General features: G+C 59.9%; 8 protein-coding genes. 5 read left to right on the top strand and 3 right to left on the bottom strand.

Going from position 1 to position 11,800, the window contains the following annotated elements; genetic code table 11:
- Positions 1 to 1,251 precede the first annotated feature (1,251 nt).
- The 5 genes from AC13QE_RS16500 (at position 1,252) to AC13QE_RS16520 (ending at position 7,593) form a co-directional block, all read left to right on the top strand.
- Positions 1,252 to 4,395, top strand: coding sequence for a helicase-related protein (locus tag AC13QE_RS16500; protein ID WP_488484464.1), 3,144 nt, complete (start codon positions 1,252 to 1,254; stop codon positions 4,393 to 4,395).
- A 3-nt stretch (positions 4,396 to 4,398) separates the two neighbouring features.
- Positions 4,399 to 4,803, top strand: a complete 405-nt coding sequence (locus tag AC13QE_RS16505; protein ID WP_488484465.1) for an RNA-binding S4 domain-containing protein — start codon at positions 4,399 to 4,401, stop codon at positions 4,801 to 4,803.
- 207 nt (positions 4,804 to 5,010) lie between these two features.
- Positions 5,011 to 5,349 (top strand): ferredoxin FdxA, encoded by a 339-nt coding sequence (fdxA, locus tag AC13QE_RS16510; RefSeq protein WP_015341635.1) that lies wholly within the window; start codon positions 5,011 to 5,013, stop codon positions 5,347 to 5,349.
- 399 nt (positions 5,350 to 5,748) lie between these two features.
- The gene (locus tag AC13QE_RS16515) at positions 5,749 to 6,321 is read left to right on the top strand and encodes a CarD family transcriptional regulator (RefSeq protein WP_015341634.1); all 573 of its coding nucleotides are present in this window, start codon (positions 5,749 to 5,751) and stop codon (positions 6,319 to 6,321) included.
- A gap of 408 nt (positions 6,322 to 6,729) precedes the next feature.
- Complete coding sequence (locus AC13QE_RS16520; RefSeq protein WP_132719866.1) at positions 6,730 to 7,593, top strand: RNA polymerase factor sigma-32; 864 nt, start codon at positions 6,730 to 6,732, stop codon at positions 7,591 to 7,593.
- A 38-nt stretch (positions 7,594 to 7,631) separates the two neighbouring features.
- Here AC13QE_RS16520 and AC13QE_RS16525 read toward each other — a convergent pair whose 3' ends face one another.
- From AC13QE_RS16525 to thiP, 3 genes are all read right to left on the bottom strand, one after another.
- Positions 7,632 to 9,056, bottom strand: coding sequence for a M48 family metalloprotease (locus AC13QE_RS16525; RefSeq protein ID WP_132720070.1), 1,425 nt, complete (start codon positions 9,054 to 9,056; stop codon positions 7,632 to 7,634).
- A 378-nt stretch (positions 9,057 to 9,434) separates the two neighbouring features.
- Positions 9,435 to 10,163 (bottom strand): thiamine ABC transporter ATP-binding protein, encoded by a 729-nt coding sequence (locus AC13QE_RS16530; RefSeq protein WP_488484466.1) that lies wholly within the window; start codon positions 10,161 to 10,163, stop codon positions 9,435 to 9,437.
- A complete protein-coding gene (thiP, locus tag AC13QE_RS16535; protein WP_488484577.1) occupies positions 10,156 to 11,796 on the bottom strand; it encodes a thiamine/thiamine pyrophosphate ABC transporter permease ThiP in 1,641 nt (546 codons plus the stop codon). Before thiP ends, AC13QE_RS16530 begins: the two co-directional genes overlap by 8 nt.
- Between the last annotated feature and the right edge of the window lie 4 nt (positions 11,797 to 11,800).

Raw genomic sequence — 11,800 nt, forward strand, 5'->3', positions numbered from 1 at the left:
CTCCATGTCCGTCCGGCTCGAATATCCCGCCATTATCGCTGTTCGATATGGCGTTAACCTTCCAGCTTTCCCACTCGAAACTGTTCCAGTGAATGGACGAATTCCTCAATTCTGCTCATAGAAACTTGCATGCGCGACAATTGTTCCGGCTAAGAAATAAAAATGCACGCGCGCAGCAGTTGGGATGCTTAGCAAACCCTTAAAAAGGATTGCATCGGGTGACGGTTGCTGGCGCGGCGGCAAATTCATTTATATGGTTAAAATACCTTTAAAATACAAAGGGTTGTGGTGAACGAAACGAGAAAGAGCGGATGTCCGTGATTCGTCGGCGATTCGTTCTGCATTTGAACTTTGGTTAACGGCTCGGCGTTTGCCGCCATGCCGAATACAAGGATGCTGCCGCCGGCAAATATCGTCCAGGTGGTGTGTTCGTGGGCGGATTCGTTAATTTGCAGCGAACTCCGCAACAGCATTGCCCTTCAAGCTGACCTCTATGTCGCGATGCTGCTCCGGCGAAATACAACATGTAGCCGTGAACAAATGCGATACCCGCTGATATCCGCGATTCGTCACCGATTCGTTCCGGCTTTGATCGTTGTGTTAACGATTGCACCTTTTGCGTGCATTTGTCGATTCATTATAGCTGCGCTCGTCAAAAGACGAACCGCAATCGCAGATTCGGCTCGGATTCGCATCTCAACCATTCAGAGTCCGGTATGTCCCTGCCGGGAAAACGCTAGATATTGTGGAGAACAAAAACAGAATTGCTTGGAATCTGCGATTCGTCGCCGATTCGTTCCGGCTTTGGCCTGGATGTTGATGTCGTCCGCTGATTCATGCGAAACTTTATTATTTACAGATTGTTAACGATGGCGCGGCGCGAAATTTCTCTGGCTGAGGATTCTCCGCTTGACTCCTTTTTCCTGCGGAAAGCCGTGTAAACGAGATTCAGCATTTGGTGGGAATCTTTTCATTGAAATCCATATGTAGTCGTGAACAAATAAGGAACATGACGGAGTCAGCGATTCGTCTCCGATTCGTTCTCAGGCTGTTCCGGAATCGCCCGGACTCGCATGGGATGCAACGTAAATGTAGCTTATGGTTGAGGCGCTCAAATATGAAATCGAATGTTGCCGCATCTGTTTTTTCATTCGGGTCTTGCCTTTGTCACATATGGTCGTCATCTGTTCGTTTCCTCCAGGAGGAACTGGCTGATCGGAAGACGGCTGTTTCTCGCCTATGCACGGACCTATGACTCAGACTTCGCAGCCCATGATCCTGAGCGGACGCGGCGTGACCGCAGTGCTCGGACCGACCAATACCGGCAAGACCCATTATGCCATCGAGCGCATGGTGGCACACGGCAGCGGCGTGATCGGCCTGCCGCTGCGGCTGCTTGCCCGTGAAGTGTATACGCGCGTCGTCGAGAAGGTCGGCGCGCACAATGTCGCGCTGGTGACCGGCGAGGAAAAGATATCGCCGCCAAATGCGCGCTATTCGGTCTGCACGGTGGAGGCCATGCCGCGCGAGACGCGCGCCTCCTTCGTTGCGATCGACGAAGTGCAGCTTGCCGGCGATCTGGAGCGCGGACATATTTTTACCGACCGCCTTCTGCATCTGCGCGGCCGCGATGAAACCCTGCTGCTCGGCGCCGGCACGATGCGGCCGATCCTTGAACAGCTTCTGCCTGGGATTACCGTCCTCGAACGGCCGAGGCTATCGCATCTTTTCTACGCCGGGCAGAAGAAGATCACGCGCCTGCCGCAGCGCACGGCCATCGTCGCCTTTTCCGCCGACGAGGTTTATGCGATCGCAGAGCTTATCCGCCGCCAGCGCGGTGGCGCGGCGGTTGTTCTCGGGGCGCTCAGCCCGCGTACCCGCAATGCGCAGGTGGCTCTCTATCAGGCCGGCGATGTCGAATATCTGGTTGCGACCGATGCGATCGGCATGGGGCTCAACCTCGATGTCGATCACGTCGCCTTTGCGCAGGACCGCAAGTTCGACGGCTATCAATTCCGCAATCTCAATCCGGCCGAGCTCGGTCAGATCGCAGGTCGCGCCGGCCGCCATCTCAAGGACGGTACCTTCGGGGTGACGGGACAGGTCGATCCTTTCGACGACGAACTCGTGCGCCGGATCGAGGGACACGAATTCGACATGGTCAAGGTGCTGCAATGGCGCACCAAAGAACTGGATTTCGCTTCGATCGCGGCGTTGCGTAGCAGTTTGGAAGACGCGCCTCGCGTGCAGGGCTTGACGCGCGCGCTGCCTGCGGTAGACCAGCAGGCATTGGAATATCTGTCACGCGATCTGGAGATAGTCGATCTTGCCAGCAACCCGGCTCGGGTTGAGAAATTGTGGGAGGCCTGTGCGCTTCCCGACTATCGGCGCATCACGCCTGCCCAGCATGCTGATCTCATCGCCACCCTCTTTTCTGATCTCGTGCGCTATGGCACGGTGAAAGAGGACTTCCTGGCCGAACAGGTGCATCGCGCCGATCGGACGGATGGCGAGATCGACACGCTTTCGGCGCGAATCGCGCAGATAAGGACTTGGACCTATGTGTCGAACCGGCCCGGCTGGCTTGCCGATCCGACACACTGGCAAGAAAAGACGCGGGAAATCGAAGATCGATTGTCCGACGCGTTACATGAGAGGTTGACGAAACGCTTTGTTGATCGCAGGACATCTGTGCTCATGAAGCGCCTGAGAGAGAATGCGATGCTGGAAGCTGAAATCAGTGTGAATGGAGATGTCTTCGTAGAGGGGCATCATGTGGGACAGTTGACCGGATTCCGGTTCACGCCTATCGCAGGGACCGAGGGCCCGGACGCCAAGGCTGTCCAGACCGCCTCGCAGAAGGCGCTCGGGCTGGAGTTCGAGGCACGTGCCGCACGCCTGCATGCGGCCGGCAACGGCGATCTCGCGATCAGTGCCGATGGCCTCGTGCGCTGGCTCGGCGACCCTGTCGCGCGCCTATCAGGCAGCGATCATGTCATGCGTCCGCGCGTCATCCTGCTGGCCGACGAACAGCTGACCAGCAATGCGCGCGATCATGTCGCCGCCCGTATCGAGCGTTTCGTGAACCATCATATCAGCACGATCCTGAAGCCGCTGGACGATCTCCAGCGTGCCGAAGATCTGCAGGGCCTTGCCAAGGGGCTGGCTTTCCAGCTGGTGGAGAATCTCGGCGTTCTGTTCCGCCGCGACGTCACGGAAGAAGTGAAATCGCTGGATCAGGACGGGCGTGCCTCGATGCGCCGCTACGGCGTTCGCTTCGGCGCGTACCATATTTTCGTGCCCGCGCTGCTGAAGCCGGCTCCGGCCGAGCTCATCACGCTCCTCTGGGCGCTGAAGAACGATGGCCTGGACAAGCCGGGCTATGGCGATCTGATCCCGGTTCTGGCCGCTGGCCGTACCTCGGTCGTTACCGATCCGGGCTATGAGCGCACATTCTACAAGCTTGCCGGCTTCCGGTTCCTCGGCAAGCGTGCGGTGCGCATCGACATCCTCGAGCGCCTGGCGGACCTCATCCGTCCGCTGCTGCAGTGGAAGCCCGGCCAGGCTTCGCGCCCCGACGGCGCTTATGACGGCCGTCGTTTCACGACGACGACTGCGATGCTCTCCATTCTCGGCGCGACGCTCGAGGACATGGAGGAAATCCTCAAGGGTCTCGGCTATCGCGCCGATGCGGTGAAGGCGGAGGAGGCTACGGCCTTCCTCGCTCAGCAGGATGCGGCTGCAGCGCCCGCTGCACCGGCAGGGGACGCCACAGTTGAAAAGGCCGACCATGATGATGCCGACACCGCGACTGACGAGCCGGCTAAGGAAGTAGAAGCCGTTTCGCCGGAAACAACCGCTCCAGCCGAGGCACCTGCTGAGACGGAAGTTGCCGTAGCTGCCGAGCCTGTTGCCGTTGCAGAAGTCGCCGCAGAGCCGACGGAACCGAAGCCTGTTCTGCTCTGGCGTCTGGGTGGCCGCAACGACCATCAGCAGCGGCAAGGTGGCCGCGGCCATGGCGATCGTCGCGGTCAGCAAGGCGAGGGGCGCGGTCAGCAGGGCAATCGTCGTGGTGGCGAGCAGGCAGCCGGTGAAGGCAATCGCGAAGGCAATCGCGAAGGCGGTCGTGATCGCCGCGATGGACGCGACAATCGTGAGGCTCGTGGCAGTGACAAGGGTCCGCGCGGCAATCGCGAGGGCGGCCGTCCGCAGCATCAGGGCAACCGCGGCGAACGCGGTGATCGTCAGGAACGTGGCGACCGGAATGATCGCAACAATCGCGGTGCCTCGCAGCCGTTGCGCTTCGAAGCCAAGCCGCCGCGCAAGGAAAAGCCGATCGATCCGGATTCTCCTTTCGCCAAGCTCGCTGCCCTCAAGGAGCAGATGAAGAAATAGGTCATGACGGACGAGAAACAGCCATTTTCCGGTTCGCGCCAGCGCATCGACAAATGGCTGTTCTTTGCCCGCATGGTGAAATCCCGCTCATTGGCGCAGGTCTATGTGCAGAGCGGCAGCGTCCGGGTGAATGGCGAGCGGGTCGTGCAGCCGAGTTTCGGCGTCAAGGCTGGTGACCGCATCGAGCTCTCGCTGGAGCGGCGGGACATAGTGTTGATCGTGCGGTCGGCCGGCGAGCGCAGAGGTCCCTTCGAAGAAGCCAGGCTGCTTTACGAAGATCTGACGCCTCCGCCGGATGAGACAAAACGCCTCACCCCATTCGAGCAGGCGTTGCGGGCACCCGGCAGCGGCAGGCCCACAAAAAGGGATCGGCGTGCGATCGATCGCCTCACCTCCGACGATGATTAGAAAACTCTGCCTGTTGCGGACGGGTTTTGCGATTGTTTGTCCTTGAAATTGGCTGACAAAGTCGATACCTCACGATCAACCTGCCGGTAACCAGCCGGACGGCGCGTTTGCGTATGGTGCATTCGTCTGCCCGTTCGGCTCCGTGGAAAGGGCGCGACGTTCCAGGTTGCGCATCCGCGGAAGCTAGATACATTCCTGGAGTGCTTCATGACATATGTCGTGACCGACAATTGCATCCGCTGCAAATATACCGATTGTGTGGAAGTCTGCCCTGTAGACTGCTTCTACGAAGGTGAAAACTTCCTCGTCATCCATCCCGACGAATGCATCGATTGCGGCGTCTGCGAACCGGAATGTCCCGCCGAGGCGATCAAGCCCGATACGGAACCGGGTCTCGACAAGTGGCTGAAGGTCAATGCGGAATATGCTGCCATCTGGCCGAACATCACGGTCAAGCGTGACCCGATGCCGGAAGCCAAGGAAATGGATGGCGAACAGGGAAAATTCGAGAAGTATTTCTCGGCCAATCCCGGCACGGGCGACTGATCGAAGGCCGTGACAGGCCCTCGATAAAGGTGTAGCCGATATTGCAGAATGCGAATCACTGCCATTGGGCCGCAGGCTGGTCAACGTGGCCAATTTGGCGCGTGTGCAGCAAATTATTGATTTCCTCAGATTTTTGTGATAGGGTCGTCACACTGATCCACAGCGGCATTTCGCATGCCCAAAACCATCACGAAAGCAAATCACCAATCCGTACGCGGTTTCCTTGACATATCAACGTATTGTGTTGTCGGGTCCCTGATCGCGATGGGTGGGTTTCTGTTTGCATAAGTCTGGCTGGACCAGGATGAAGTGACCCGACGGTACGTCCGTCTCATCCGGGCCTGACTGACCCGGCACCCCGGCCCTAACGGGGCGCATAACAGGGAGTTTTTGAAAAGAATGACGACCCAGCAGAAAAAACCTTCAGCAGCACGCCATGGCTTCAAGACTGGTGAAGCGATCGTTTATCCGGCCCACGGTGTCGGCACGATCACTGCGATCGAAGAACAGGAAGTCGCAGGCATGAAGCTCGAGCTGTTCGTGATCGACTTCGAGAAAGACAAGATGCGCCTGAAGGTTCCGGTGGCCAAGGCCATGAGCATCGGCATGCGCAAACTTTCCGAGACCGATTTCGTCGAGCGTGCATTGAAGGTCGTGCAGGGCAAGGCCCGCGTCAAGCGCACCATGTGGTCGCGCCGCGCGCAGGAATACGATGCCAAGATCAATTCCGGCGATCTGATCTCGATCGCAGAGGTTGTTCGCGATCTCTATCGCGCCGAGAATCAGCCGGAACAGTCCTATTCCGAACGTCAGCTTTATGAAGCAGCACTTGACCGCATGGCGCGCGAAATCGCTGCTGTCAACAAGATGTCGGAAACCGAAGCCGTTCGCCTTGTCGAAACCAACCTGAACAAGGGACCGAAGCGCGGCAAGGTCGTCGAAGAAGACGATTCGCAGGACGAAGCCGCATAAGGCCACACGCCAATATGCTTCAAAAAACCCGGCCTTCGTGCCGGGTTTTTTCTTTGGAACCTTTTCCGTTCTGATGCGTTTAAGCCCCTGTGTTGGCGGTCCGTGTGGGTACACTCCTGTGGAGAGGGGTATGCAGACAGGCCGTTTTATAGATATTCACGAGGACCGGCCTATGCGTTTTCACTCGAAGCTCCCCGGCGATCTGAAGATGATTCAATCGTCAGACCCGTTCGATGAGATCGAACTAGACTAGTCATCGATCATCCGGTGGCCCGGATAATCGGTTTCCAATTTGCAATTTCATTCATTGATTTCCATCCGAACAGCGATGTTCGGAAACGATGCTTGCTGCCCTTTTCGTCGACCGCGGCATAGAGACGATTTGAGGCCGAAACCCAGGAGATGCATATGACGAATATGTCTGCAGATCGACGCATGATCAAAGTTGCGATGGCTGCTCCCTATCTCGATCGCGACGAAGAACACGATCTCGCCATACGCTGGAAAGACCACGACGATCGCGGCGCCCGCAATCAGATCGCAACTGCCCATATGCGCCTCGTCATTTCCATGGCGGGGAAGTTTCGTAACTTCGGACTGCCGATGAGCGATCTGGTGCAGGAAGGCTATGTCGGCCTGCTGGAAGCGGCCGCCCGCTTCGAACCGGAGCGGGAAGTTCGTTTCTCCACCTATGCAAGCTGGTGGATCCGCGCTTCGATCCAGGACTATATCCTACGCAATTGGTCGATCGTGCGCGGCGGCACGAGTTCCGCCCAGAAGGCGCTGTTCTTCAATCTGCGCCGTTTGCGCGCCAAGCTTGCCCGCAGCAATTCCAACGTCACCGTCCAGTCCATCCATGAGGAAATCGCCGTGACGCTCGGCGTCAGCCTTACGGATGTGCAGACGATGGATGCGCGCCTCTCCAGTAGCGATACCTCCCTGCAGGCCCCCTCCATTGCTGGCGATTCCGAAAGTGCCGAGCGCATCGATTTCCTGATCAGCGACGAGCCGCTTCCCGACGAGCAGGTGTCCGACATGATCGACGGCGAGCGCCGTCGCGTTTGGCTGGCGTCGGCGCTGAAACATCTCAACGAACGTGAAATGAAGATCATCCAAGCGCGCCGCCTGGTCGAAGACGGCGCGACGCTCGAAGAGCTCGGTGCCGATCTTGGCATTTCCAAGGAGCGCGTGCGCCAGATCGAAAGCCGCGCGATGGACAAGCTCCGCAACGCCCTGGTGGATGCGGATCCCCGGATGGCCAGCTACGCCTGAGTGTGCGCTTCTCCCGTCCGGGAGAAGTCGTCCCGCTATTATTCCGAAATGATTTTGACCTTGTCGCCCGGTGCAATGTTTGCCCCGGTTGGCAGGGCATTTATCAGTTTGAACAGGTCGAGCTTGCGGTCCGTGCCCATCATGCGGGCGGCGAGCGTGGTGATGGTGTCGCCGGGCTTGACGGTAACGACGCGAACACGCAGCGGCTTCAGCGAGGCCGCCTCTTCCGGGTTCATATGCCGGAAGCTGGCACGCAGCACATTGGCGGTCTGATCGAGCTGAGCGATATTCCCCTTCGGCACCGCCGTCAGGAAGCGGAAGATCTGCGTGCGGTCGCGGATCACGGTCACATCGAAATCCCAGCGGTCGGCTGAGGCGCGCGCAGTGGCGGCCGGCATGCCGTTGACGGTGATCGACCTGATCGAGGAGGGATCGAGGCCGGTGACCCAGCCGCTGGAGATATAGTTCGTCAGATTCTGGTTCTGGGTGTCGGCTACGCCGTCGAAGCGGATGGCAATGTCGCCGGGGCCGGTCGCCATGACGGCTTCGACCTTGTTGTCGATACGGAAATCGGGCGGAACGTCGAAGCGGATGCCGAGGCCGCCATGCAGGAAGGTCTGGCCACGCACATAGCCTTCTTCGGGGCTGTCGCCATAGAGCAGGCCGTCGATGCCGTTGAGATAATAGTCGCGGCCGATGTCGCCGACCTTACCTTCCTCGCCGAATTCGCGCGCGTGCGCCTTGGCAAGGTCGATACGCTGCGGCGTGCTCGGGTGGCTCGAAAGGAAGTCCAGGCTCTGGTCGACGTCGGAATTGGCCGACATGAAGCGGCTATAGTCCTCCATCGCGTTCAGGAAGCGCGCGGCGGCGTAAGGATCGTAGCCGGCCTGGCCCAGTGTGCGAATGCCGATCTCGTCGGCCTGGAGTTCTTGCTGGCGCGAGAAGGCGGCAAGACGCAGCTTGCCGCGGGCAAGCGCCTGCTTGCCGGCCAGATCGCTCGACAGGACTTCCGAAACGACGCGGCTGGCGATGACTTCGGCTTCTTCACGCTTCTGCCGCTCGATGCCGTGATTGGCTGTTACGTGCGCCATCTCATGCGACAGCACCGCGGCGACTTCGGACGCATCATTGGCAAGCGCCAGAAGGCCGCGCGTCACATAGAGATAGCCACCGGGCAGGGCAAAGGCGTTGATCGAGGGCGAATTGAGAATGGTGATGCGGTAGGACTGCTGCGGATTCTCCGACACGCTGGTCAAGGCGCCGGCGATGCGGGCAACGAGCCTCTCGGTCTTGGCATCCTTGTATTCTCCGCCATAGCTTGCGAGGATGCGCGGATGCTCGCGGGCGCCCATCTGCGCGCGCGGGTCGTTCTTCTGCACTTCGGAAACGATCTGCGGATTGGCGGAGGGCGAAACGCTCGGCTGATAGGATTGATCCATCACCGTCTGGCAGCTGTTCAACATTGCTGCGGCTGCAAGGAAAGGCACAAAACGGCGCAAACGGGCTGCGACGGTCGCATCGATCCTTCGTTCTGCTCGCTTGCTCTGCTTCAGGACCTGCATCCTACTCATTTCGCTGTCATGCCGGCTCGGCGCCAAATCCGGTTGATCCTTACCGGGCCGATCATGGTCGTGCGCCAATAGAGGTTGTTTTCGCCCCCATCGATCTGCCGTTACCCGGACGGCTTCCACCTCTTGCTGTAGCCGATTTTGGCACCGGTTGCATAGCGAGACTCCGTTTAAATGTGGCAGCGTTGTATTTTAGCAAGCATTTCCGAGGACTTTCAGCCGCTTCGCTAGACGAAATTAAGGCAAAGCCGGCGGCAAGCTGCCATGACACAATCAATGTTGCAGAAATGTGGTCAATGCCGGAATCCCGTCCGCTTGCAGGAAGGTTTCGATGGGCGCGGTCAGCTTGATCGTGCCGCCGTCGATGAAGACGGCGTGGTCGGCAAGGCGCCGCACTTCGGCCGGGTCATGCGAGACGATCAGCACCGTATTGCCGGTTTCGCGATGCAGAGTTTTCAGAAGTTCGACCATGCCGGAGCGCAGGCCGGGATCGAGCGCGGCGAAAGGCTCGTCCAGCAACAGGATTGGCTTGTCGCGCACCAGAGCCCGAGCGAAAGCGGCGCGCTGGCGCTCGCCGCCGGAAAGCGTTCCCGGCTTGCGCTTTTCAAAACCGGCTAGTCCGACCCGCGCCAAGGCCTCCGAGACCTTTTGCCGATCCTCCTTCGAAAGCCTCAATGACGGGCTGATGCCAAGGCCGACATTGGTGAAGAGATCGAGATGAGCGAAGAGGTTGTTGTCCTGGAAAACGAGAGACACCGGCCGTTCGGCGGGATGCTGGCCGCTCACGTCCTGTCCTGCGAGCAGGATGCGGCCGCGGTCAGGTTGTTCGAAGCCTGCCAGCAAATTGAGGAAGGTCGATTTGCCCGATCCCGAGGGTCCGGCAATGGCGATGATCTTGCCCTGCGGCAATGCGCAATCGAAGCGGAAGTCATGCGTGCCGAGGCGCAGTTCGACCCCTTCCATGCTGATGCCTTCTGCCGTCATGGTGCTGCCGTCAGTCATTTCGCCTGCTTTCGTCATCCGGCGCGCCCTGGCCCGCGGTTCCGGCTATGGTCAGGAGAAGGCATACCATGCCGAGGATCAAGGCATATCCGTCGGCGTCGTTGGTGCGGTAGCTGCCGAGCTTGCTGTAGACCAGCCAGGGCAGGGTCATCAGACTGTCGGAGCCGAAGAGCGCGACTGCGCCGAGATCGCCGAGCGACAGGGCCATGGCGAAGGAGAGCGCCGTGAAGAGCGGTTTGCGCAGACCCGGCCAATCGACCATGCGCAGGCGCGCAATGCCGTGAAGGCCGAGGCTTGCCGCCAGCCGCCCGGTGCGGCTGACATGGACCGTATAGGCCGGCTCGATGACGCGCATGACGAAGGGCAGCGCCATCAGCGCATTGATGACAATGATGAGGACGGCGGCAAAGCGGCTGGGATCGCCAAATGGCCTGAGTGCCAGGAACCAGCCGGTTGCCAGCACGATCGGTGGCACCAGTAGGATGAGGGAGGAGCTTGCGCCTAATGCGAGCGCGAGGCTGCGTGGACCGAGGGACTTTCGGCGATCGGCCGATATCACCGAGCGGGCGCGAATGATCGCGAAGGATGCCAGCACGGCCAGAAGGCCCGCAGCAAGCGCGATTGCAAGACTTGTGACTGCCGCCTGCAGGAAGATCGGCTGGGAGACGAGCTTGAAAAGATTGGCCGCGAGGCCGGTCACGACGACCGAGGCGAGCGGCATGCCCAGAAAGAGCGTCGCGGCCGCCAGTAGCGCAGCATCGATGCATCGCGCAGCCATGCCCTGTCCATCGATGCGGCGCAGCGCTCGCCCGCCGGTGAGGCCATGATCGTCGGGAGCGCGAAACAGCGTCATGGCGCCAAGCACAAGGAGGGTGACGACGATCTGCAGCAGCGACAGCATTACGGCGCGGCCAGGATCGAAATCGAAGCGGAGCGCCTGGTAGATCGCCACTTCCAGCGTCGTTGCGGCCGGACCGCCGCCGAGGATCAGGACAAGCGTGAAGCTGGTGGCGCAGAGCATGAAGATCAGGCCGGCGATGCCGGGAATGAGGCCGCGCAGGATAGGCCATTCGATGAAGCGGAAGACCGAGATGGGCCGCATGCCGAGTCCGCCGGCCACGAGCCAATATTCCGCTGGCACACGCTCCAGTCCGGCCAGCATAAGCCGGCAGGCGAGCGGCATGTTGAAGAAGACATGCGCAAGCAGGATACCGGCCAGGCCATAGATGCTGACGGGCTGCGACAGGCCGAGTGCTGATAGCGCCTGATTGATGAGGCCCTGCCGGCCCCATATGCCGAGCAGGCCGAGTGCACCGATCAGCACCGGCAGGCCCATCGGCACGGCCATCAGCCGGATCAGCCACAGCCGGCCGGGAAAGCGCGGCTGGCGCGCCAATGCGCGGGCGACCGGAATGGCGAGCACAATGGAGAGCAGTGTCGAAAGCACCGCCTGCAGCAGTGTGAAGCGCAGGATGCGCAGCAGATATGGGTCTGTGAGCGAGGTGTCGCCGCCGGATTCGATGCCGGCGGAGAGGAGAACAAGAACGGCGATCCCGACGAAGAGCGCAATGCTGCCGAGGCTGAACGCCCCGCCGGAAATAGCGCGCCTTCGCTCGGGTGCCGTGAGTATGATCAAG

The organism is Martinezella sp. CNPSo 3957, from assembly GCF_057784395.1.